Source organism: Arthrobacter sp. 92, from assembly GCF_050260325.1.
Lineage (GTDB): Bacteria > Actinomycetota > Actinomycetes > Actinomycetales > Micrococcaceae > Arthrobacter.
In genome coordinates, this window is sequence record NZ_CP189863.1 from 602,703 (window position 1) to 625,479 (window position 22,777).

Annotated in this window: 20 protein-coding genes and 1 pseudogene; 8 read left to right on the top strand and 13 right to left on the bottom strand. The window is 66.0% G+C overall.

Annotated features, from left to right (window positions below; all coding sequences use genetic code 11):
- Positions 1 to 69: 69 nt before the first annotated feature.
- Positions 70 to 1,314, bottom strand: coding sequence for an ROK family protein (locus tag ACP4XC_RS02830; protein WP_427173381.1), 1,245 nt, complete (start codon positions 1,312 to 1,314; stop codon positions 70 to 72).
- A gap of 10 nt (positions 1,315 to 1,324) precedes the next feature.
- Positions 1,325 to 2,581 (bottom strand): D-arabinono-1,4-lactone oxidase, encoded by a 1,257-nt coding sequence (locus ACP4XC_RS02835; RefSeq protein WP_427174990.1) that lies wholly within the window; start codon positions 2,579 to 2,581, stop codon positions 1,325 to 1,327.
- Positions 2,582 to 2,860: 279 nt separating this feature from the next.
- Between ACP4XC_RS02835 and xylA the strand changes: the two genes are divergently transcribed.
- The 3 genes from xylA to ACP4XC_RS02850 all read left to right on the top strand — a co-directional run bounded on the left by xylA (position 2,861) and on the right by ACP4XC_RS02850 (position 6,902).
- Positions 2,861 to 4,051, top strand: a complete 1,191-nt coding sequence (gene xylA, locus ACP4XC_RS02840; protein ID WP_427173382.1) for a xylose isomerase — start codon at positions 2,861 to 2,863, stop codon at positions 4,049 to 4,051.
- Between the two features lie 19 nt (positions 4,052 to 4,070).
- Complete coding sequence (gene xylB / locus ACP4XC_RS02845) at positions 4,071 to 5,597, top strand: xylulokinase (protein ID WP_427173383.1); 1,527 nt, start codon at positions 4,071 to 4,073, stop codon at positions 5,595 to 5,597.
- A 93-nt stretch (positions 5,598 to 5,690) separates the two neighbouring features.
- The gene (locus ACP4XC_RS02850; RefSeq protein ID WP_427173384.1) at positions 5,691 to 6,902 is read left to right on the top strand and encodes an ROK family transcriptional regulator; all 1,212 of its coding nucleotides are present in this window, start codon (positions 5,691 to 5,693) and stop codon (positions 6,900 to 6,902) included.
- Here the strand turns inward: ACP4XC_RS02850 and ACP4XC_RS02855 are convergent.
- The 7 genes from ACP4XC_RS02855 to ACP4XC_RS02885 all read right to left on the bottom strand — a co-directional run bounded on the left by ACP4XC_RS02855 (position 6,884) and on the right by ACP4XC_RS02885 (position 14,106).
- Complete coding sequence (locus ACP4XC_RS02855) at positions 6,884 to 7,990, bottom strand: Gfo/Idh/MocA family protein (RefSeq protein ID WP_427173385.1); 1,107 nt, start codon at positions 7,988 to 7,990, stop codon at positions 6,884 to 6,886. The two genes, ACP4XC_RS02850 and ACP4XC_RS02855, sit on opposite strands and share 19 nt — an antisense overlap.
- Positions 7,975 to 8,673: a ThuA domain-containing protein gene (locus tag ACP4XC_RS02860; protein WP_427173386.1), complete on the bottom strand. Its 699-nt coding sequence runs from the start codon at positions 8,671 to 8,673 to the stop codon at positions 7,975 to 7,977. The genes ACP4XC_RS02855 and ACP4XC_RS02860 overlap by 16 nt, the downstream gene beginning before the upstream one ends.
- Positions 8,674 to 8,735: 62 nt before the next feature.
- Positions 8,736 to 9,740, bottom strand: a complete 1,005-nt coding sequence (locus ACP4XC_RS02865; protein ID WP_427173388.1) for a sugar phosphate isomerase/epimerase family protein — start codon at positions 9,738 to 9,740, stop codon at positions 8,736 to 8,738.
- Positions 9,741 to 9,750: 10 nt separating this feature from the next.
- The gene (locus ACP4XC_RS02870; protein ID WP_427173389.1) at positions 9,751 to 10,959 is read right to left on the bottom strand and encodes a Gfo/Idh/MocA family protein; all 1,209 of its coding nucleotides are present in this window, start codon (positions 10,957 to 10,959) and stop codon (positions 9,751 to 9,753) included.
- A 17-nt stretch (positions 10,960 to 10,976) separates the two neighbouring features.
- Positions 10,977 to 11,879 (bottom strand): carbohydrate ABC transporter permease, encoded by a 903-nt coding sequence (locus ACP4XC_RS02875; RefSeq protein WP_427173390.1) that lies wholly within the window; start codon positions 11,877 to 11,879, stop codon positions 10,977 to 10,979.
- Positions 11,879 to 12,697: a carbohydrate ABC transporter permease gene (locus ACP4XC_RS02880; protein WP_427174991.1), complete on the bottom strand. Its 819-nt coding sequence runs from the start codon at positions 12,695 to 12,697 to the stop codon at positions 11,879 to 11,881. The genes ACP4XC_RS02875 and ACP4XC_RS02880 overlap by 1 nt, the downstream gene beginning before the upstream one ends.
- 89 nt (positions 12,698 to 12,786) lie before the next feature.
- Positions 12,787 to 14,106 (bottom strand): extracellular solute-binding protein, encoded by a 1,320-nt coding sequence (locus ACP4XC_RS02885; RefSeq protein ID WP_427173391.1) that lies wholly within the window; start codon positions 14,104 to 14,106, stop codon positions 12,787 to 12,789.
- A gap of 294 nt (positions 14,107 to 14,400) precedes the next feature.
- Between ACP4XC_RS02885 and ACP4XC_RS02890 the strand changes: the two genes are divergently transcribed.
- Positions 14,401 to 15,447, top strand: a complete 1,047-nt coding sequence (locus ACP4XC_RS02890; RefSeq protein ID WP_427173392.1) for a LacI family DNA-binding transcriptional regulator — start codon at positions 14,401 to 14,403, stop codon at positions 15,445 to 15,447.
- 66 nt (positions 15,448 to 15,513) lie between these two features.
- Here ACP4XC_RS02890 and ACP4XC_RS02895 read toward each other — a convergent pair whose 3' ends face one another.
- Together ACP4XC_RS02895 and ACP4XC_RS02900 are read right to left on the bottom strand one after the other, a co-directional pair.
- Positions 15,514 to 16,020 (bottom strand): MarR family winged helix-turn-helix transcriptional regulator, encoded by a 507-nt coding sequence (locus ACP4XC_RS02895; protein WP_427173393.1) that lies wholly within the window; start codon positions 16,018 to 16,020, stop codon positions 15,514 to 15,516.
- A gap of 30 nt (positions 16,021 to 16,050) precedes the next feature.
- A complete protein-coding gene (locus tag ACP4XC_RS02900; RefSeq protein ID WP_427173395.1) occupies positions 16,051 to 17,826 on the bottom strand; it encodes an AMP-binding protein in 1,776 nt (591 codons plus the stop codon).
- A 161-nt stretch (positions 17,827 to 17,987) separates the two neighbouring features.
- On the opposite strand from ACP4XC_RS02900, the gene ACP4XC_RS02905 reads away from it, so the two are divergent.
- On the top strand, positions 17,988 to 19,121 hold the full coding sequence (locus tag ACP4XC_RS02905) for an acyl-CoA dehydrogenase family protein (RefSeq protein WP_427174992.1): 1,134 nt from the start codon (positions 17,988 to 17,990) through the stop codon (positions 19,119 to 19,121).
- Positions 19,122 to 19,168: 47 nt separating this feature from the next.
- On the opposite strand, the gene ACP4XC_RS02910 is transcribed toward ACP4XC_RS02905, so the two are convergent.
- Positions 19,169 to 19,711 carry a GNAT family N-acetyltransferase gene (locus ACP4XC_RS02910; protein ID WP_427173396.1) on the bottom strand — a complete coding sequence of 181 codons (543 nt, stop codon included), beginning with the start codon at positions 19,709 to 19,711 and terminating at the stop codon, positions 19,169 to 19,171.
- Between the two features lie 116 nt (positions 19,712 to 19,827).
- Here ACP4XC_RS02910 and ACP4XC_RS02915 point away from each other — a divergent pair, with 116 nt between their 5' ends.
- Together ACP4XC_RS02915 and ACP4XC_RS02920 are read left to right on the top strand one after the other, a co-directional pair.
- On the top strand, positions 19,828 to 20,229 hold the full coding sequence (locus tag ACP4XC_RS02915) for a cytochrome c oxidase subunit 4 (RefSeq protein WP_427173397.1): 402 nt from the start codon (positions 19,828 to 19,830) through the stop codon (positions 20,227 to 20,229).
- 68 nt (positions 20,230 to 20,297) lie between these two features.
- A pseudogene (locus ACP4XC_RS02920) lies at positions 20,298 to 20,528 on the top strand (hypothetical protein); the annotation flags it as partial.
- On the opposite strand, the gene ACP4XC_RS02925 reads toward ACP4XC_RS02920, so the two are convergent.
- A complete protein-coding gene (locus ACP4XC_RS02925; RefSeq protein ID WP_427173398.1) occupies positions 20,488 to 21,381 on the bottom strand; it encodes a helix-turn-helix transcriptional regulator in 894 nt (297 codons plus the stop codon). The pseudogene ACP4XC_RS02920 and the gene ACP4XC_RS02925 overlap by 41 nt on opposite strands.
- A gap of 144 nt (positions 21,382 to 21,525) precedes the next feature.
- On the opposite strand from ACP4XC_RS02925, the gene ACP4XC_RS02930 reads away from it, so the two are divergent.
- Positions 21,526 to 22,569 (top strand): NAD(P)-dependent alcohol dehydrogenase, encoded by a 1,044-nt coding sequence (locus tag ACP4XC_RS02930; RefSeq protein WP_427173399.1) that lies wholly within the window; start codon positions 21,526 to 21,528, stop codon positions 22,567 to 22,569.
- The last annotated feature ends 208 nt before the right edge of the window (positions 22,570 to 22,777 follow it).

The window sequence follows — 22,777 nt, forward strand, 5'->3', positions numbered from 1 at the left end:
GACGGCCGGGCTGAGCCGTGACATTGCCACGATACGCTGTGGCGGCATCGTCCAGCTCTTTCGCCGGCGTCACGTTCCCTGCCGGACCGGAACAGTGCCGATGCCGGAGGGATCGGCAAGGAACTGAGTGAACGCCAGTTCCGCGGCGCCGATCATCATCAGGTCCGACCCCAGCGCAGCGCGGTGGATTCTGACCGTGGCGGCGGGGCCCTCCATGGCCTGGGACAGGATCAGGGTGTCCAGCGTGGCGGGAGACAGCGCGTGGAGCACCCCCAGGAAACCGTCCAGGATGATGGCATCCGGGTTGAAAATGTTTACGGCGTTGCGCAACGCAATGCCGAGGTAGCCCAGTTGCCGTTCCACTTCCCCGGCCACCTCCGGGCGCCCGGTGTTGCGGAGCGCCTCTTCCAGCTGGGAGGCATCCCCGCCGGCCAGACCGGCGAGTTCAAAGAGGGCCGCCTGCGAAACCTCGGTTTCCAGGCAACCGCTGGCGCCGCAATGACAGGTCCTTCCGGAGGTGCGCACGAAGGTGTGGCCCAGCTCTCCGGCGTAGCCGGAGCTACCGCGCAACAACACGCCGTCCGCAATCACGCCGCCGCCCACGCCGCTGGCGCCCCCGTTGAGATAGACAAGGTTCCGGCCGCCGGCGCCCGCGCCAAAAATCAGTTCCGCCTCCGCGGCCAGGGACGCGTCATTGGCTGCCCGGCAGGAGTAGCCGGTGGCTTCACTGAGCATCCGTGCCACGGGCTCGTCCCGCCATCCCAGATGGGGAGCGAGGCGGACTGTGCCGTCGTCGAGGCTGACCAGGCCCGGTACCGCCACCCCGATTCCGGTGATGCGGTAGGCGGACTCGAGTTCCGAGCGCATGCCCTCAATGACCGCCGCTGCGATATTGACGGCCTCCCGGGCTGTGGGAATCCGCTCTGTGGGGAAGCGGATCTTCTTCCTGACCTTTCCGCCCAGGCTCACCAGGCCGATGGTGACGGCGTCCACTTCGGGGTTGACGGACAAGGCAGCGATGGTTTCGCTGGGGCGCACATTAGGGCTTGGCCGGCCCACCTGCTGCGCATCACCTGCGGGCGCCGTCTCGTACACCAGCCCGAGGGCCACCAGCTGACCGATCAGGGTTCCCACCGTGGAGCGGTTTAGCCCGGTCATTTTGGTCAGCTGCGCGCGGCTGAGCACGCCGTGATGGTGGACCAGGGCGGTGATCAGGGCCAGGTTGTTGCGCCGCGACGGATCCGGCTCGCCGGACGCCGCCGGCTTGGCCTGCTGCCGGCCGGCAGCGGTCTGTCGGGTGGGAGAGGGCATCATCGCGAGGATATCAGTAGCCGAACACGCTCCGCGTCAGGAAGTCATTGCGGAACTTTCCGGCCGGATCCATCCGGTCCGCCAGCGCCGTGAATTCGCTGAAACGCGGGTAAAGGGGAGCGATTGCGGCAGCATCGGCGTCGAACAGCTTTCCCCAATGGGGGCGTGCGGCGAACGGGGCCAGTTCCGCTTCGAGCATGCGGAGGACAGGCTGGACCGCCGGCTGGTCCGGACGCCAGGTGAAGTGCAGGCCGATGCCGTCCCGGCCGTAATTGGGGCTAAGCCAGAGCGTGTCCGCGGCAATGGTGCGGATTTCCCCGATGAGCAGCAGCGGTGTAACTACCGAAGAGAGCCTGCGCAGGGTGCGCAGTGCATCCACGGCGTGTTCGCGGGGGATCAGGTATTCACTTTGCAGCTCGTCGCCCTTGCTCGGGGTGAACTCCATCCGGAAGTGCGCCAGCCGGTCCGACCACGGGCCTGGCATGCCCAGCTGCTGGGTGCAGTTGCTGCCGGAGACTCCGGGCAGCGGATGCCGGGCCTGGGTGGCCGGCACGCCTCCGAAGAATGAATCCATTCCGGCTCCGGCCGGCTCGGCATCCGTGCGGTTCTTGAGCCAGGCGTGGCCGAGGGTGGGGCCGCTCCAGTCGGTGAAAAGGCTCACGCTGTACGCGGAGGATGTCACCTGATCGAAATTCTCAAGCACCTGCTCCCAGCTGAGGTCCTCAAAAACGCTTTGGGCGACGTCAAAAGCTGGTTCGATGTCCAAGGTCACGCGGCTGACGATGCCGAGCGCGCCGAGTCCCACCACCATCCCGTCAAAGTCCGCGTCCCCGCGCCGGGCGGTGAGGATGCTGCCATCGGCCGTAACCAGTTCCAAACCGGCGACGGCGGTGGCCAGGTTTCCGTTCGCGTCCCCGGAGCCGTGAGTGGCTGTCGCCACCGCCCCGGCCACGGAGATGTGGGGCAACGACGCGAGATTGTGCAGCGCGAAGCCGCGGCGCTGCAGCTCCGCGGCGAGAGTGCCGTAGCGGATTCCGCCGGACACCGTTACGGTCATGTCCCCGGTGTCCACGCTGAGCCCTGAATCGAGGCCGTCCAGTACGGCCAGGGTCCCAGTGGTGTCGGCAATGTCGTTGAAGGAATGCCTGGACCCGAGGGCGCGGATCGCGGTGCTGCCCGCCACGAGTTCCTGCAGTTCCCCAAGGGTCCGGGGCCGGGCTATCCGGGAAGCCTGGTAGCTGTAGTTGCCAGCCCAGTTGCGTTCGGTCACAAGCTGATCCGTCACGGTTAATCCTTTAGTTCCGGGCGCCGTCGTCGGCGTCGTTGCAGGTTTTGATGCGGGTTTTGATGCTCTGCACAACATAACATTCAAATGCCTTCGCGGCCAGAGAATCTTCCATACGGGGTTTCCGGCGCTCCCGGCGGCTGCTCGGTTTAGTGGTTGACATCACGAAAATTCATAATATGTTTGTGTACAGAACATTTTCTTTCGAGCAGCCCGGGCGGTCCGATCCGGCACCGCCCTCCACCGACCACCCCGGAGCATTCAATGACGATTCAGCCCACCCGCGAAGACAAGTTCTCCTTCGGCCTCTGGACGGTGGGATGGGAGGCCCAGGACCAGTTCGGCTCCGCCACCCGCCCGCCGCTGGATACGGTCGAAGCCATCAACAGGCTCAGCGACCTCGGCGCCTATGGCATCACGTTCCATGACAACGACCTCTTTCCCTTCGGCTGTTCCGCAGCGGACCGCCAGCGCGAAATCGACCGTCTGACCGGAGCCTTGAAGGCCACCGGGATGATCGTCCCGATGGTCACCACCAACCTCTTCAGCCACCCGGTCTTCAAGGACGGAGGCTTCACCAGCAATGACCGCGGCGTCCGGCGCTTCGCTCTCCGCAAGGTCCTGGACAACATCGACCTTGCCGCGGAACTGGGTGCGGAGACGTTTGTGATGTGGGGCGGGCGCGAGGGCAGCGAATACGACGCCGCCAAGGACATCCGCGGGGCCCTGGAGCGCTACCGTGAAGCGGTGAACCTGCTGGGCGACTACGTCACGGACAAGGGCTATAACATCCGGTTCGCCATTGAGCCCAAGCCCAACGAACCCCGCGGCGACATCCTGCTGCCCACCCTGGGCCACGCCCTGGCGTTCATCGAAACACTCGAACGCCCCGAGCTGGTGGGCATCAACCCCGAAACCGGGCACGAACAGATGGCCGGGCTGAACTTCACCCACGGCATCGCCCAGGCGCTCTACCAGGGCAAGCTCTTCCACATCGACCTCAACGGCCAGCGGAGCATCAAGTTCGACCAGGACCTGGTGTTCGGCCACGGCGACCTGCAGAACGCGTTCTCCCTGGTGGACCTGCTCGAGAACGGCGGCCCCGACGGGGGACCGGCCTACCACGGCCCGCGCCACTTCGACTACAAGCCCAGCCGGACCGAGGACATCGACGGTGTGTGGGATTCCGCGGCCGCGAACATGCAGACCTACCTGCTGCTCAAGGAACGCGCCAAGGCGTTCCGCGCCGACCCCGAGGTCCAGGCCGCGCTGCAGGCTTCGCGCGTGGCCGAAATCAACGAACCCACGCTCAACCCGGGCGAAGGCTACGAGCAGCTGCGCGCCGACCGTGCTTCCTATGAGGACTTCGACGCCGACGCCTACTTCGGTGGCAAGGGCTTCGGGTTTGTGAAGCTGCAGCAGCTCTTCATCGAGCACCTGCTCGGCGCCCGCTGATCCCGTGACGGCTGCTCCCATGACCCTCGTTGCCGGCGTCGACTCCTCCACCCAAAGCTGCAAGGTGGTGGTCCTCGACGCCGCCAGCGGCACCCTGGTCCGCGAGGGCCGCGCGGCCCATCCGGACGGCACGGAAGTGCACCCGGAGCACTGGTGGCGGGCTCTGGCCGAGGCGTTCGACAGCGCCGGCGGGCTGGCGGACGTCAGCGCGCTCTCCGTGGGGGGCCAGCAGCACGGCATGGTGCTGCTGGATGCCGCCGGTGAAGTGGTGCGGCCGGCGCTGCTGTGGAACGACACCCGCTCGGCGGGGGCCGCGGCCGCGTTGACAGGGGAAGTGGGGGCGGAGGACTTCGCCCGGCGGACCGGGCTGGTGCCGGTGGCCTCGTTCACCATCACCAAGGTCCGCTGGGTCCGGGACCACGAACCCGAGCTGGCCGCCCGGGTGGCGGCCGTTGCGCTGCCCCATGACTGGCTGAACTGGCGGCTCCGCGGTTACGGCCCTGCCGGGTCCAGCCCCCTGGGGCCGGATCTGGACCAGCTGACCACGGACCGCTCCGATGCCAGCGGAACAGGCTATTGGTCCCCCTCGGCCGGCGAGTACGATCTTGAGCTGTTCAAGGTCGCTTTCGGCCGGGACGCCCGCGAGGCCACCGGGGATGCCGGGCCGGGCGAACCAGGAAGCGTGATTCTGCCCCGGGTTCTCGGCCCCCGCGACGCCGCAGGAGCGATCCACCCCGGCTGCTTCGGGCACCCGGCCGGCTTACCAGGGTTTGCCGGATCCGGCTCTGCCGGAACCGGGTCCCGGATCCTGCTCGGCGCCGGTGCCGGCGATAACGCGGCCGCCGCCCTGGGGCTGGGGGCACAGCCCGGGGACGTGGTGGTCTCCGTGGGCACCAGCGGCACCGTGTTTTCGGTGGCATCGCGGGCCGTCACAGATCCCAGCGGAACCGTGGCAGGCTTCGCGGACGCGAGCGGAAAGTACCTCCCCATTGCCGTCACGCTCAATGCCGCGCGGGTGCTCAGCTCGGTGGCCGGCATCCTGGGCGTGGACTTCGACGAACTCTCACGCCTGGCCCTTGACGCCGAACCCGGGGCCGGCGGCGTGGTGCTGGTGCCGTACTTCGAAGGTGAGCGCACACCCAACCTGCCGCACGCCAAGGCCAGCTTCCACGGCCTCAGCATCGCCTCCAGCACCCGGAGCAACCTTGCCCGTGCCGCCATCGAGGGCATGCTGTGTGGACTGTCCGGCGGGCTCGATGCCCTGCGGGCCCAAGGCGGCCCGGCAACGCGCCTTCTCCTGATCGGCGGCGCGGTGCAGAACCCCGCGGTGCAGCACGTCGCGGCCCAGGTCTTCGATCTTCCCGTGGAAATCCCGCGCCCGGGGGAGTACGTGGCACGCGGGGCAGCGGTCCAGGCGGCCTGGGCACTCTCCGGAGACCGCCCGCGCTGGCACGTTGCGGTGGATGCCTCGCCTGAGCCGGACTTCAGGCCCTTCATCATCGGGAACTACAAGAAGGCAAGCCGCAACGTTGACGCAGGCACTTAGGCGACCCGTCTGACTGAATGGGCCAGCTGAATGAATCCGCCGGCGGCGTGGTGGAATGAAGTCACCACACTGTCGGCGGATTCCGGAGGAACCATGCGCGCCACGCCCTCGCCGGGAAGAGTCGGGGATGTCCGGAGACAGAACCTCGCCCTGATCCTGACAGGCCTCCTGAGCAACGGGCAGGCCACCCGCGCCCAACTGGCGGCCGAAAGCGGCCTCACCAAGGCGTCCGTCTCCAGCCTCGTGGCTGATCTGATCGATGCCGGCCTGGTGCAGGAATCGAGTGTCACGCGGGACGGCGAACGGGGCCGGCCGGGTACCGGGATCATACTCAACCCGGCCCGGGGAGCGCTCGGCGCCGAAATCAACGTGGACTACCTCGCCGTCGGCGTCCTGGACTTCACCGGCCAATTAAGGTTCCATGAAACGCTGGAACGCCACAACCGGGCAAGCAGGCCCGGGGAGGTATTCACGCTGTTGGTGACCATGGCGCGTCGCGCGGCAGACGCGGCCCAAGCTGCCGGAATCGAGTTGCTCGGCGGCGGACTGACGGTGCCCGGGCTGGTGGATACGGAGCGGGACGTCCTGATCAACGCTCCTAACCTGGGCTGGGCCGGCGTCGGGCTCTCCGCAGAACTGCAGAAACTCCTGCCCGGTTCGCGCTTCGGAGTGACGCTCTCCAACGAGGCAAACAGCGCCGCGCTCGCGGAACTCTGGTTCGGCCACGGCGCGATGTTTCATGGTGCAAGGTTCAAGGACTACCTCTACCTGTCCGGTGAAGTCGGCGTTGGCGGTGGCCTGGTGATCGGCTCCGAACTGTTTGCCGGCCCTCACGGCCACGCCGGCGAAATCGGCCACATGGTGGTTCATCCGGATGGTCCCCGCTGCACCTGCGGGGGCCATGGCTGCCTGGAGAAATTCGCCGGGCAGCATGCCATCTTTTTGGCGGCCGGCATCGGCGGTGAGTCAACCGTTGCCCAGACCGCGCACCTGCTCCGTTCCTTGGCCGAGGGGAACGTCCGGGCCACCGCGGCGGTAGAGCAGGCCGGGCACTACCTCGGTGTGGCGGTTGCCTCGGCAGCACGGCTGACAAATGTGCCGGCCGTGGTTCTCGGCGGCCACTTCGCGGTCCTGGAGCCCTGGCTTGGTCCCGCGTTACGCCGGAGCCTGGCCAACTACGCCCCGGGCCTCATCCCGGATGGAAATATCGCCTTTTCGCGACTGAGGGAGCCGGCGGCGCTCATGGGCGCCGCCGGCTCCTCAGTCAGGAACGTGCTTGGCCGGTCCTACGAGCTGATTTCCTGAACCGCCAGGCAACCCAACTCCACCGCGTCCGGCCGGGCCGCTGTGCTGTGGATGGGTACGGCAGCGCCGCTGCGTGCGGATTCGAGGACGGATTCCATGACCTCAAGCACGTGGTACGCCAGCAAACCGCCGGCCCGGGGTTCGGATCCGGCCGGTGTTGCTGCCAGGTCCGCGATGCCGAACCCGCGTCCGGAGTCGACGTAGCCGGCCGAAACCGGGAGGGTCTCCCAGGAGTCGGCGCCCAGCCCAAACAACTGGACGTTGCCGTCGAAGTGGTTGGGGTCGGGTACCACAAGGGAGCCGTTTTCACCATGGATCTCGATGTTGGGGGACTTGGACTGTACGGCGTCGAAGCTCATAAAGAGCGTGGACAGGGCGCCGGATGCATGGACCAGGACTCCGGTGACGTGGGAGTCGATGTCCACGGGCACCAGCTGGCCCTTGCGGGGGCCCGAACCGATGGTCCGCTGGTTGCGGGTGTGGCTCGCGGCGCCCATCACTGAAACCACCGGACCCAGCAGGGTCACCAGGGCGCTGACGTAGTACGGGCCCATGTCCAGCAGGGGTCCGCCGCCGGGCTGGTAGTAGAAGTCGGGGTTCGGATGCCACCGTTCGTGGCCGGGCGTCACCATCGTGGCGGTTGCCGAGATGGGCTTGCCGATCAGGCCGTCGTCGATTGCCTTGCGGGCCGTCTGGATTCCCGTGCCCAGCACGGTGTCCGGAGCGCAGCCGACCGTGACTCCCGCCGCACGAGCGGCGTCCAACACCTGGCGCGCTTCCCCGGTAGTCGCTGCCAGCGGCTTCTCCCCGTAGACGCTCTTGCCGGCAGCTATGGCCCGGAGGGCCACCTCGGCGTGTGCGGCGGGGATGGTCAGGTTCAGGACTAGGTCGACGTCGTCGGCGGCCAGCAGCTCGTCGACGGACACCGCGCGGACGCCGTCGTAGCCCTCGGCGACCGCACGTGCCCGGGCCGGATCCAGGTCCGCCACGGCGACGAGGTGGATCTGATCGAGCCTGCGGAAGTTGGCAAGATACTGCGCAATGATCGCGCCACAACCGATGATTCCTACCCTTAGCGGCTTGCCCACAGCAGTCCCCTTTCAATGATGGTGCGAACGTTGCTGTCCTGCAGAATTTCCACGCGGTGCCCCGGCGTGCAGACGAAGACCTTGCCTTTGCCCCACAGCCGCGTCCAAATGGCCGGGGATGTCACCTCGCGATGCCACGGATCCCACTCGCGAACCTTCTGAGTGGTGGTGGCCAGGACATCGATGTAATCATCGGAAAGCACCCAGTACTGTTCGGTGACCAGGTCAAAATCGCCAATGCCCCGGGTGATGGGATGCTCCGCGGCGTGCGGGAGCATGTTCACTGTGTACGGCACATAGTTGTCCGACTGCTCTCCGATCAGCTCGTCCGGGTGCTTGCCCGGGTGGCACGCAAACTGGCCGCCGATCAGGTGCAGGTAGTCCGAGTTGTTCCGGTAGGAGTCCGCGATGCCACCGTGCCAGCCAGCCAGCCCGGTGCCGTTTTCGACGGCGGAGCGCAGCCCCGCGAACTCGTCCTTCTCTATGGTGGTCATGGTCATGCACTGCATGATCAGATCAACGCCAGCCATGTAGGCGGCGTCGGCATAAACCTTGGGGGATTCCTCAATGCGGACCTCGTAGCCGTTGTCCCTGAGGAAAGGGATGAAGAGTTCGGTGGATTCGAAGGGCTGATGGCCGTCCCAGCCACCACGGACCACCAGGGCCGTCTTTTTGTCTGTCATGAAGGGTTTCCTTTGTTCGGTTCCGGCCACGGGGGTTGCGGCCGCGGGCCCGGTAATGGTGCCTAGTGGCTGGAAAATGCTGAATCGAAGGCCGCAGCGGGCGGCGCAATGGCCGCCAACTGCCGCACCATGGCGAGCGCCTGGGGTGCGCCGGTGAGCCGATCCATGCCGGCATCCTCCCATTCGATGCTGGTGGGCCCTGTGTAGCCGATCGCGTTAAGCGTGCGGAAGATGGGCTCCCACTGCACGTCCCCGTGCCCGGCGGTCACGAAGTCCCAGCCGCGGCGCGGATCCGCCCACGGCAGGTGCGAGCCCAGCCTGCCGTTCCGCCCGTTGAGCTGCCTGACGGACTCCTTGACATGGACGTGGAAGATCTTGTCCGCGAAGTCCTGAAGGAACATCACAGGGTCCAGGTCCTGCCAGATGAAGTGCGAGGGATCGAAGTTCAGGCCGAAGTTCTCCCGGTGCCCGATCGCCTCGAGGGCGCGTTTGGCCGTCCAATAGTCGTAGGCAATTTCGGAGGGATGGACCTCGAGGGCGAACCGGACCCCGGCCTCGTCGAACACGTCGAGGATGGGGTTCCAGCGGTCCGCAAAGTCCTGGTATCCGCGTTCGATCATGGACTCAGGGGCCGGGGGGAACATGGCGACGGCCTTCCAGATGGAGGACCCGGTGAAGCCCGTAACCGTCTTGACGCCGAGCCTGGCCGCAGCCCGCGCGGTGTCCTTCATGGACTCCGCGGCCCGTTGCCGCACGCCTTCAGCATCGCCGTTTCCCCAGACATCGTCTGAGAGGATGCCGCGGTGCCGTTCGTCGATCGGATCGTCGCAGACCGCCTGCCCGGTGAGGTGGTTGGCGATGGCGAAGACCTGAAGCTTGTGCTTCTCAAGGATGTCCAGCCGGCCCTTCAGGTAGCGGTCATCCTCAACGGCCCGGCGGGGGTCCAGATGGTCCCCCCAGCACGCTATTTCCAGGCCGTCGAAGCCCCATTCGCCAGCCAGGCGCGCCACCTCCTCGAAAGGCAGGTCCGCCCACTGGCCGGTGAAGAGTGTGATGGGTCGTGTCATGGTTTTCCTCTCAGACTTTCTGCCAGCGACTGTCCGCTTCGGCGCTGGCCTCGACGGCGGCAAGCACCTTTTGCACCTGCAGGGCGTCGGCGAAGGAGGGCGAAGGGCGCCGGTTGCCAGCAATCGCGGCCACCAGGTCAACCACCTGGTGGGTGAAGAGGTGCTCGTAGCCGAGTCCGTGCCCGGTGGGCCACCAGTTCCCGGCATAGGGGTGTTCCGGTTCGGTGACGAAGATCCTGCGGAAGCCGGCGTCGGGCTCGTCCGCAGCGTCGTAGAAGGACAACGAGTTCATGTCCTCAAAATCGAAGGCCAGCGATCCCTTGGTTCCGTTGAGCTCCAGGCGCATGGCGTTCTTGCGGCCCAGCGCGAACCGGGTGGCCTCGAAGACACCTATCGGCCCGCCGCCGGAGGAACCGCCGTTGGAACCGTTCGCTTCAAACCGGGCGCTGAAGATGGCGGCGTCGTCCACCGTGACCGGACCGCGCTGGACGTCCCCGCCGGTGGCACCGTGGCCGCCGAGTCCCACGAAGTCGCCGCCCACGGGGCGTTCCTTGACGAAGGTCTCCAGGAGCGCGGAGACGCCGGTGATGTTCAGGCCGGTGATCCACTGGGCGGCGTCAATGCTGTGGGCGCCGATGTCACCGAGCGAGCCGGAGCCGGATTTTGACTTGTCCAGCCGCCACGTCAGGGGCGCGTTGGCGTCGCTGAGCCAGTCCTGCAGGTATTGCGCCCGGACGTGGCGGATCGTCCCGAGCCGGCCGTCTTCGACCATCCGTTTGGCGAGCGCCAGTGCGGGGGTGCGGCGATAGCTGAAGCCGCACATGGAGTACACGCCCCGGGCGGCGGCCGCATCCGCTGCCGCCGTCATCCGCTCGGCTTCTTCCACCGAGTTGGCCAGGGGCTTCTCGCACAGCACGTGCTTCCCCGCTTCGAGGGCGGCGATGGCGATTTCGGCGTGGGTGTCGCCGGGCGTGCAGATGTCGACGAGGTCGATGTCCTCGCGTTCGATCAGCCGGCGCCAGTCGGTTTCCACGGAGTCCCAGCCGAGCTTGGCCGCGGCCGCCGTGACGGCGGCCTGGTTCCTTCCGGCGAGGGCCGTGAGCCGGGGTTCGAGCGGGAGATCGAAGAAGCGGGGCGCGGTCCGCCAGGCCTGCGAGTGCGCGGCGCCCATAAAGGCGTAGCCCACCATGCCCACCCGCAGGGGAGTTGTGTGTTCCATGTGGTGTCCTCTCAGGTCTATTTGCTGAAGCCGGCGGTCAGTCCGCTGAGCAGCTGGCGGCGGGCCACTACGTAGAGCACCAGCAGGGGCAGGGTTGCCAGCACCACCGATGCCAGCACGGCCGGGATGTTGACGCTGAACTCACCTTGGAACGTCCAGAGGGACAGCGGCAGCACCCTGGTGGCGGGGCTCTGGGTCAGGATCAGCGGGAACAGGAAGCCGTTCCAGATCCCCAACGCGTTGTAGATGCCCACGGTGACGACGGCGGGCCGGGTCATGGGCAGCGCCAGGCGCCACATCATGGCCCAGTCGGAGCAGCCGTCCAGCCGCATCGATTCGAAAAGCTCGTTGGGGACGTCCCTCATGAAGTTGGACAGAATCAGGACCGAGATCGGGATGGAGAATGCGATCGACGGGAGGATGAGGGCCAGGAGCGTGTCGTAAAGGTGCGCCCGGGTGATCATCCAGTAGATCGGGATGATGGTCGCGTGCAGGGGGATGGCAAGGCCCAGGAGGAAGAGGTTGTTGGTCCAGCTGAGGAACCGGCTCTTGCCCCGCACGATTGCGTACGCGGCCATAAAGGACACAACGAGGGCCGGGATAACCGAACCGAGGGTCACCACCACGCTGTTGGCAAAGTAGCGGACGAAGTCGTTTTCCAGCACCAGCGCGTAGTTGTCCAGCGTGGGTTCGGTGGGCGGCAGCATGGGGTTGGAGGTGAAGAACCCCGCCTGGTTCTTCAGGCTGGTGATCACCACATAGTAGATGGGCAGGATGATCACGGCGAGCCAGAGCCAGCCGCCCAGGCCGCCGAGGATATTCGGCCGGCGGCGGCCCAGGGCTTTGGCGCCCTGCGGGGCAGCCGCCGCCCGGCGGGCTTGCTTCACCGGCGGGACCGGGAGCTGTGTTGTGGAGGCCATCAGGCTCCTTCCAATTGGCTGGCGTTCCGGTTCTTGCCGCCCAGGCGCTGCAGGAGCAGGGCCAGGCCGAGGCCGATCACGATGAGGATGACACCCAGGGCGCTGGCGGCCCCCATGTCGTTGGCCTTGAAACCGGTCAGGTACATGTGCAGGGGCAGCAGGCGCGTGCTGTAGCCGGGCCCGCCGCCGGTGAGGACGAAGACCAGGTCGAAGTAGGCGAGGCTGCCCACCACCATGAGGGTGGAGGACGTGATGATGGTGTACTTCAGCTGCGGCATGGTGATGTGCCAGAACTGCCGGAACCTGCCCGCGCCATCGATCTCCGCCGCTTCATAGAGGGAGGTGGGAATCTGGCGTACTCCGCCTTGGTAGATCAGCGTGTGGAAGGGCACGAACTGCCAGGCGATGACGAACACCACCACGAACAGGACGAGGTCCGAGTTACCCAGCCAGTCCTGCGTTAGGAAGGGTAGCTGGAGGCCGGGGCCCAGGCCGAAGTTTGGGTCCAGCAGGGCCTTGTACGCGATTGCCACGGCTGCGGAGGACAGCAGGAGCGGGAGGAAGTACAGGACGGCGAGGGCGGCGCGGTATTTCTGGGCGCCGGCGGTGAAAACGCCGAGGAGCAAGCTGATGGGTGCTTGGACGATAAAGGAGAAAAACATGATCTTTGCGGTGACCAGGAGGGCGTTTCCGGTGACGGGGTCGCTTAGGACCGTAACCCAGCTGCTCAGCCCGTCGAGCCGGATCTCCCTGAGGCCATCCCAGCTGGTGAAGCTGAGGAAGAGCACCCCGGCCAGGGGGATGACGGCGAAGAGCATAAAGAAGACGAGGGCTGGCGCGGCCAGCCACCCCGAGGGGCCCGCGTCGCGGACCCCCCGGCGAGTGGAACTGGTGGTGGTCACGTTGCTTACTTTCCGATCGTGGCGTTCATCGTCGTGACGAACTGCTCCGGGGTGATCTTCTTCAGGAAGATCTGGTCCAGATTGGACAGCATGGCATCGCCCTGGGCCGGGCTAAGGGCCTGGTCCCACGAGAGCGTGAAGCTCGGGGCGTTCTTGGCCATGCCGTAGACGTAGGTCAGGAAGTCCTTGTCCGGTGACGCTGCCAGCTTGCTGTCGATGCCGTTGATCACCGGAACGGCGCCGGAAGCGATCAGGGCCTGGGTGTCGGCCTCGGTGAACATCCCGCTCTTGACGTATTCAAGGGCGGCCTTCTTCTGGCTGTCGGTCGCCTTCGAGGAGATGGACCAGAAGTTTGAGGGGTTGCCCACAACATTCGCGGGGTCGCCCTTGCCGCCGGAGACCGTGGGGAACGTGGTGTATCCGAGCTTGCCGTTCTTGACGAAGTCCGCAGCGTCCTTCTTCATGCCCTGGTAGATCCAGCCGCCCTGCAGGACCATGGCGGCCTTGCCGGTGTAGAGGAGTGCCTGGTCCGCGTTGCTGTCCGCCGCTACGGAGGAGAAGCCGTTGATGAAGCCGCCGGCGTCCACCAGCTGCTGAATTTTAGTCAGGGCGTCGGCCACGGCCGGATCCGACCATGCGTTGGGCTTGTTCGCGGCAATGTTCGCGAACGTTTCCGGTCCGCCGATGCGTTCCACGAGATATTCGAGCCACATCAGGTCGGGCCACTTGGATTGGCCACCGAGGGAAAAGGGCGCCACGCCCGCTGCCTTGAACTTGGGCACCAGTGCCATCAACTCGTCCCATGTCTTGGGTGGCTGCGCTCCGATCTTGGCGAACACGTCCTTGTTGAAGTAGAGCACCACAGGCTGCACGTTGTTGTTGGGCAGCGCATAGGTCTTGCCGTTGATCTCACCGTTCTTCAGGACTGCGGGCAGGTAGCGGCTTGTCACGTCGGGATTTTGTTTGACGAAGTCCGTGAGGTCCGCAACCTGTCCGGCGTCCACATAGGACTTCAGCACCCCACCGCCCCATCCATAGATGAAGGTGGGGCCCTGGCCGGCGCCGACGGCGGTACGGACCTTCGTCTTGTAAGCGTCGTTGGCGAAGAAATCGAGTTTGATGGACTCATCAGGGTGTGCCGAGTTCCACGCATCCACCGACTTCTGGAGCACGGGCTGGTTTCCGCCCGTAAGACCCCACATGCTGGCTGAATCGCCGCTTGTTCCCGACCCTGCCGGGCCGCTGGATCCGCAGGCCGCGAGACTGATTGACAGCGCGGCCGCTGAGACTGCCATCGCGGCAGAGCGCAATTTACGATTTACCATTTGCATTCCATTCGGTCCTCCGGGCTCGACGCTGACTACCCGGCTATGCGTTCGGGAGTCCGGCCTTCGGGAGAGAGAGGCTGCACTGCCGCTGGATAAAGGTTTTTAGGTTGATCCGGATCGAAATATTTCGGTACTTATCGCAACCCGTTGACTCAATTTAGCTGTGATGAAAAACACCGTCAATACATTTTCCCAATAAAGTTCAACTCTTTTACGAAATGAAGGTTGACCTCTAGGAACCGAGCCCTCAGACTTGTTCTACCGAAATGTTTCGAAAGTTTTGAGGTAACCATGACCGTTGTTGACCGTCCGTTGAAGCCGACGCTGGCCGCAGTGGCCCGCGAGGCCGGGGTGTCCGCGCCGACGGTCTCCAAAGTGCTGAACGGCCGCGAGGACGTCGCGGCCGGCACCCGCGCGAGGGTTCTGGAGGCGCTGGAGCACACGGGCTACAAGTCGCCGCTGCAGCGCAAGAACGCGGCCGGCCGCACCACCGTGGTTGAGGTGGTCCTTGACGCGCTGCAGTCCGCTTACGTGGTGGAGGTGCTCAGCGGGGTGCTGGAGTATGCGGCCGTAGCGGACGTGGAGATCCTGCTGAACGTCACCGGACTCCAGCAGGCCTCCGTGCTAAGCCCGGAGCGCCGGGCCCAGCGAATGGTCGATGAGGGGCGCGGCGGGATGATTGTGGTGACCTCGGCATTCGGGTCGGCACAGCTGGATGCCTTCCATCGCCGCCAGATTCCCGTGGTGGTGATCGATCCCCTCAACCCGCCCCCGGGTGATGTGGTCAGCGTCGGAGCAAGCAACTGGGCCGGAGGCAAGGCCGCCACCGCACATCTGCTCGATCTGGGCCACCGCAGAATCGCCTACCTGGGCGGGCCTGAGGCTGCCGAGTGCAATCAGGCCCGGTTGCATGGCTACATGGCGGCTCTCATGGCGAAGGGGGTCCCTGTGGATGAGGAGTTGATCCTCCAGGGAAGGTTCCGCACGGAGAGTGGTGTTGAGGGCCTGAGAGCCCTGATGCGGCTCGGACGGATGCCCACGGCCATCTTTGCCGCCAGCGACAGCATCGCCCTGGGTGTGCTCGCGGAGTCGCGCAGGCAGGGCATCCGGATTCCCGAGGACCTGAGCCTGGTGGGCTTCGATGGCACGTACCAGGCCGAGGAGTCCGTGCCCGCGCTCACGTCCGTGGCCCAGCCCCTGCACGAGATGGGCCGGGCGGCGCTCCGGTTCGTGCTGCGCCAGCTGCATGGGGATGAACTGGATTCCCGCAGGGTGGAGTTGGCCACGCATCTTGTGGTCCGTGAATCCACCGCACCTCCTGCCGCCCAGGCCGTGTAGCCTGTTCGTCCCGTCCGGCCGAGCCAGGAGCCACCCCGCAGGCAGGGGTTTACCGGCAGGTGCCGCTCAGCCGCTGAAGTCTCCGGCGTTTCGGCGGAAAGTCCCCAGGATCCGGATCAGCTCATCCACATCCAGATCGGAGAAGCCCGACTGGCCGAACACCTCGGTGTTCAGTGCCGCCGTCGCACTCTTGGCGAGGGTCCGCCCCTCCGGGGTGAGCTCGATCAATGTGGTGCGTCCGTCCGTCGGGTGCGGCGAGCGGAGCACCAGGCCGGCGTCCTGGAGGCGGTCGACGGCGTTGGTCACCGAGGTGGGGTGGACCTGCAGGAGCGCGCTCGCCTTGTTCATGGGCAGCGCGCCGCTTCGGGCGAAACTCAGCAACGCAAGCAGCTCGTACCGCGCGAAGGTCAGGCCGAAGGGCTTGAGGACGGTTTCGATCCGGGCCAGGAGGATCTGCTGGGTCCGCATTATGGCCGTGATGGCCGCCATGGGCGCGGCGACGTCCCCCCATCCATGGCGCTCCCAGTTCCGCTGGGCGTCGGCAATGGGGTCGCGCGGGAGCGGGGTTGCCATGGCACCTCCTGAGATGTGGGTTGTTTCAGCCTAACTTTTCAGGCCGGGGAAGTCCGATTCGGAGTATTCGGTGCCAAGGCCCTCGGGAAGGACGCCGCCGCCGTGGCGCAGTTCCTCGCTGTGCCGCAGCTCCACGCGCCGGATCTTGCCGGAGATCGTCTTGGGCAGTTCGGCGAACTCCAGCCGGCGGATGCGCTTGAAGGGTGCCAGGTGGTCTCGGCAGTACCGCAGGATGTCCTCGGCCAGTTCGGGGCCGGGCTGGTGCCCGGCGGCCAGGACCACAAACGCCTTCGGCACCGAAAGCTTGAGCGGATCGGGGGAGGGGACGACGGCGGCCTCCGCCACCGCCGGATGCTCGATCAGGACGCTTTCGAGCTCGAACGGGGAAAGCCGGTAATCCGAGGATTTGAAGACGTCATCGCCTCGGCCCACATAGGTGATGATGCCCCGCTCGTCCCGGCTGGCCATGTCTCCCGTGTGGTAGTAGCCGTCGCGGAAGGCGTCCGCGGTTTTTTCGGGGTCGTCGTGATAAGCCTTCATCAGCCCGACGGGCCGGGGGTCCAGGCGGAGGCAAAGCTCGCCGTCGTCGGACTCCTCGCCTGTGGCCGGATCAACCAGCACAACGTCGTAGCCCGGAAGCGGGCGTCCCATGGCGCCGATTTTGATCGGCTGTCCCGGCGTGTTGGCGATCTGCACCGTGGTTTCCGTCTGGCCGAAGCCGTCGCGGATGGTCTGGCCCCATGCACGCTGCACCTGGTCGATCACCTCGGCGTTGAGGGGCTCGCCGGCGGAGACCACCTTGGTGGGCGGGTTCTTCAAGACCGTGAGATCGGCCTGGATGAGCATGCGCCACACTGTGGGCGGGGCGCAGAAGCTGGTGACTTTTTCGCGGTCCATCTGCTCCATCAGGGCCTTGGCGTCGAAACGGTCGTAGTTGTAGATGAACACGCAGGCTTCGGCGATCCACGGCGTGAACACGTTGGACCACGCGTGCTTCGCCCAGCCGGGAGAGGCCACGTTGAGGTGCACATCGCCGGGCCCCATGCCGATCCAGAACATCGTGGAGAGGTGTCCCACCGGGTAGGAGGTGTGCGTGTGTTCCACCAGCTTGGCCTTGGAGGTGGTGCCCGAGGTGAAGTACAGCAGGAGCGTCTCGTCGGCCTGCGTCGGTGCGTCCGGCGTGAACTCCCTCGGGGCTGTCGCCGCGTCCGCATACTGGACCGCGCCCGGCGTTTGTTCCCTGGCGGCCGGTTCCGGGGAGGCCGGTTCTGCGAGGGCCGGTTCGGTGACCGAAGCGCCGTCGCCGATTTCGATGAGCCGGTAGTTTCCCGGAACATCGGCAAACTTGCCGATGTTGTCCCGGCCGACGGCGGCCCAGGCCGCCCCGCCGCGCTCCACCCGGTCCCTCAGGTCCGCGGGGCCCATGAGGGTGGTGGTGGGAATGATGACGATGCCCAGCTTGATGCCGGCGAGCATGAGTTCCCAGAGCTCCACCTGGTTGCCCAGCATGATGATCATCCGGTCCCCACGGCGCACGCCCTGGCCGCGCAGCCAGTTGGCCACCCGGTTGGAACGTCCGGCGAGGTCGGCGAAGCTCCGCCGGGCGGTGCGGCCGTCCTGCTCCACGATGACCAGCGCGGGGTTGCCTCCCTTGTCCGGGTCCGCGGCGATCTGGTCGAACCAGTCGAGGGCGAAATTGAACTCGGTGAAACGCGGCCACTGGAATTCGCTGCGCGCCTGCTCGTAGTCCTCGCGGAGGGCCAACAGCCTGTCGCGCGCTGCCCGGAAGTCGTCGGTGACTGTCATGGGGGCACCTTTCATCTAGTGATCCACATCACTGTGCAATATACTAGGACATCCAAGGGTTTGGAAGAGCGAAGGGACGCGTGCCGGTGCAGCCGAAACGATTTGACAGCGGGGAAACCGCCACAGCCCAGGAGCAGCCGCCGTTTCCTGACGCGGACCTGATGTACATCGTGGATTTGTTGCCCCCGGCGGAGAGGTCCCGCTACCTGGAGGTCCGCGAGTTCCTTCAGTCCCGGGTCAGGGCTGCTTCCATTGACTACTGGAACCGGGAGGAGTTTCCCTTCGGGCTGCTGGCGGAAATGGGCAAGTACGGACTTGGCGGCCTGCAGACTGACGGCACATCGAAGCTCTTCAAAGGCCTGATGTATGTGGAGGTAGCCCGCGCGGACGTGTCCTTGTCCGCGCTCGTCGGCATCCACAATGAGCTGATTGTGGGCATGATCGACGAGTTGGGATCCGAGGACCAGAAGCGCAGGTGGCTTCCGGGCCTGACCTCCTTCACCCAATTGGGAGCCTTTGCGTTGACCGAGCCGGAACACGGCTCCGACATTGCCGGCGGCCTTGAAACCACGGCCCGGCTGGATAGGGGCGAATGGATTATCAACGGCGCCAAGCGCTGGATCGGCGCCGGCACCATTGCGGACTTCGCCCTCGTCTGGGCCAGGGACGTGACCGACCAGCAGATCAAGGGCTTCATCGTGGAAACGGACCGGCCCGGCTACACTGCCACGAAGATCGCCAACAAGATCGGGCTGCGGATCATGCAGAACGCGGACATCGAACTGGCGAACGTGCGTATCCCGGAGGCCAACCTGCTGCCCGGCGCCACCAGCTTCTCCAAGGCCAATGAGCTCCTGCGTGACTCACGCGCGTGGGTTGGCTGGCAGGGTGCCGGAATCCAGCTGGCGGCGTTCGACGTCGCCCGTTCGTATTCCCTGGCGCGCAAGCAGTTCGGGAAGAAGCTGGCCAGCTTCCAGCTCATCCAGCAGCAGCTCGCCGAAATTCTGGGCAATGCCAGCGCTTCACTGGCCCTGATGGCCCAGCTGGCCCGGATCCAGCAGGACGGCAAGCTGGAGATGGTGCAGGCGGCCATGGCCAAGTCCACCACCACCCGGCTGGCGCGTGCCTCGGTGGCGATGGGGCGATCGCTGATGGGTGGCAACGGCATCAGCAGCGACTACGAGATGGGCAAGCTCTTCGGGGACGCGGAAATCCTGTACACCTACGAGGGCAGCTATGAGATCAACTCGATGATCGTGGCGCGGGCGGTCACCGGGAAATCAGCCTTCGTGTAAGGCCTCCGGCGTAGTTGGGCTGCATCGCCTGCGGAATCTCCGGGGCCTCAATGCAGGATGCGCTGGAACAGAAGGTGGTCCTGCCAGGAGCCGGCGATATTGAGGTACGAAGGTGCCAGCCCTATCACGTCGAACCCGGCCCGGGCGAGCACCTTCCGCGATCCCGCGTTATGCCTGAGGGTCGCGGCCTGAAGCCGGTGCAGTCCGAGCTCGGTTGTGGCGGTCTTGATGGCAAAGCGCACCGCTGCGGAGGCGATTCCCCGCCCGTTCATCTCCTTGTCGATCCAGTACCCCAGATGGGCGCTGAGGAACGGCCCGCGCACGATTCCGGTGAGGGTGATGGTTCCGATGACGCGTTGGCCAGTCAGGAGCACCCAGGGAATTTCGGAGCCCGCCTTGTGCAGGGCCAGCCTGGCCGCGATGTTCCCCTGCTGGCCCTCGGTCGTGAAGAACGCTTCGGGCCTCTCGGGTTCCCACGGCGCGAGGTGCTCCCGGTTCAGCCTGTGGGCGGTCGTCAGCGGCTCCGCATCCGAGGGCTGAAGCACCCTCGCCTGGACTTCGCCGATCACTGTGGTGGTCTGTGGGCTCATTACGCGACTCTAACTCCGGACAGGTCCTAAGTCCCTTTCGCCCCATGCCGCCTGGGGCCACACTTGGGCCATGGGCGTCGTCACGCACGCCGTCAACCAGCCCGGAAAGAGGAGCCATGAGGATCGAATCCTGGATATTCGGAGGCCTGTCCATGTTCTTTGTCCCCATCGGTGTGGTGTACGGGTTTCTCACCCATTGGATCGAGCCCGTGGGGTTCCTTGCCTTGTGGCTGGTGGGCGGCCTCGCCGGGATGATTGGGCTCTACCTCGGCTACACGGGGCGCCGGGTGGGGATGCGCCCCGAGGACCGGCACGATGCCGAGATCCACGAGGGTGCCGGCGAGCAGGGCCAGTTCAGCCCGTGGAGCTGGTGGCCGGTGGCCCTTGGCCTGTCCGCAGCAGGAGGGTTCCTTGGCCTGGCCGTCGGATTCTGGATCCTCTTCATCAGCGCCGGCTTCGCCCTGGTGGCGCTGCTTGGCTGGGTTTTCGAATACAGCCGCGGGGACCACGCACACTAAGGGATGCCAAGAGGGCCTGAGCATGCAGATCATGGTCCTGATCGTCCGGAACTCCTTCCCGCCACCACAACAGCGGCCCCAAGGCGATCCATCACCCCGTGGTCGGCGATATCCAGCTGGCCTTCGAGGCGATGGACCTCCCCGCGGACCCGGGCCTCTCGCTCATCGTCTACAGCGCCGAGCCGGGGTCCGCCGCTGAGGAATCACTCAAGCTGCTTGCGAGCTGGAGCGCCACCACCGGCAGCGAGGCGTCGGCGCTCACCCGTTTTTCAGGCTGGCTGCCGCCTCGGCCTCCTTGACCTGCAGGCTGGTTGTGGCCCAGCCGGCCAGCAGCCGCAGCGCGTCCTCGGTGGCGGAGCCGGCCTCAGCCGTATAAACCAGCAGCGACAGCCCGGCATCTGCCGAGACGTCCATGGCCTCGTACATCAGGTCAAGGTCCCCGACCACGGGATGGTGTAAGTGTTTGCGCCCGGTGTAGTGCTGGCGCACGTTGTGCGCTGCCCAGCGGGTGCGGAATTCCTCGCTGCGGGTGGACAATTCCCCCACCAGGTCGGTGAGTCCGCGGTCATAGGGGTCGCGCCCTGCCTCGGTGCGCAGGATCGCCACGGTGTCATTCGCGGCGCGGTCCCAGTCGGGGTAAAAACTGCGGGAACGGTCGTCCAGGAAGATGAACCGGCCGTGGTTCGCCGGACGGGCAGGGCCCGCGTACATGTCGGAGTAGAGGGCATAGCCGAGCGGGTTGGCGGCGAGGATGTCCAGGCGCCCGTTCCGCACGAACGCCGGGGCATTGGTGATGGCATTAAGGGTGAGCTGCACGCTCTGGCGGACGGACTGCGCGGGACGGGCACGACGCCGCGGCCGGCTGCCCGGGCTTGATGCCCTGGCGAGGTCGTGCAGGTGGGCCTGCTCGGCGTCGTCGAGCTGCAATGCCCTGGCGACCGCTTCCAGGACGCTCTCCGACACCCCTGCCAGTGAGCCGCGCTCCATCCGAGTGTAGTACTCGACGCTGACGCCGGCCAGCATGGCCACTTCGCCGCGGCGCAGGCCGGGCACCCGGCGCTTTGCGCCGTAGACCGGCAGCCCCGACTGCTCGGGCGTGATCTTAGCCCGGCGCGAGGCAAGGAACTCGCGGATCGCGTCTCGATTATCCATGCCACCAACGTTAGGCCCTGCTGGCCACCAAGGGAGACCCTGCCAGTACCCCTATCAGCAGGGACTCCCTCAATGGGGGCGCGACGGGTTTGATGGATGGTGTTCCGTTGAACAACCCCCAACGATCAAAAAGCAGGAGATTCATTGCTTACTGTCAGCGCCTACGCATCACCTTCCGCGACCGAGCCTCTCGTCCCGACCACCGTCGAGCGCCGCGACGTGGGCCCGCACGACGTCCTGATCGAGATCAAGTACGCGGGCATCTGCCATTCCGACATCCACACTGTCCGTGGTGACTGGGGCCCCCAGTCCTACCCGCTGGTCCCGGGCCACGAAATCGCCGGGATTGTCACCGAGGTCGGCCCGGCCGTCACCAAACATGCCGTCGGTGACCGCGTGGGAGTTGGCTGCATGGTCAATTCCTGCGGAGAGTGCGTCAACTGCCAGTCCGGGGAGGAGCAGTACTGCCTGGCTGGCAACACCGGCACCTACGGCGCCGTCGACCGTGACGGAACGATCACCCAGGGCGGCTACTCCACTCACGTTGTGGTGACCGAGAACTTTGTGGTCACCATTCCGGACGGCATTGAGCTCGACGTCGCCGCACCGCTGCTGTGCGCGGGCATCACCACCTACTCGCCGCTGAATCACTGGGGCGCAGGCCCCGGCAAGAAGGTCGCGATCGTGGGCCTCGGCGGGCTGGGCCACATGGCCGTCAAGATCGCTCACGCCATGGGAGCCGAGGTTACGGTCCTGTCCCAGTCGCTGAAGAAGCAGGAAGACGGGCTGCGGCTCGGCGCCGACCACTACTACGCCACAAGCGACCAAAACACCTTCACCGAGCTGGCCGGGACCTTTGACCTGATCATCAACACGGTCAGCGCCAAGCTTGAGATCAGCTCCTACCTTCAGCTGCTGGCCCTCGATGGTGCCCTGGTCAACGTGGGCGCCCCTGCGGAACCGCTCCCGGTGAATGCGTTCGCGCTCATTGGTGGCCGCCGGTCCTTCGCCGGTTCGATGATCGGCGGGATCCGCGAGACCCAGGAAATGCTGAACTTCTGTGCCGAGCACGGCCTGGGCGCGGAGATCGAGGTCATTCCGGCCGCAAAGATCAACGACGCCTACGAGCGGGTCCTCGCCTCGGACGTGCGGTACCGCTTCGTGATCGACACCTCGACCCTGGCCTGAGGCGGCTGCTTCAACGCCACCACCACCGCGACCAGCCAGGCCCGCGGAGGCGACGTCGTCGCCATTCGCGCCGGTGACACCATTTACACCCCGCCGGGAGAGTGGCACTGGCATGGTGCCGCACCGGATCATTTCATGACCCACCTTGCAATGTGGGAGGCCCCCGCCGACGGGGCCGAGTCCGAGTGGGGCGAACACGTCAGCGACG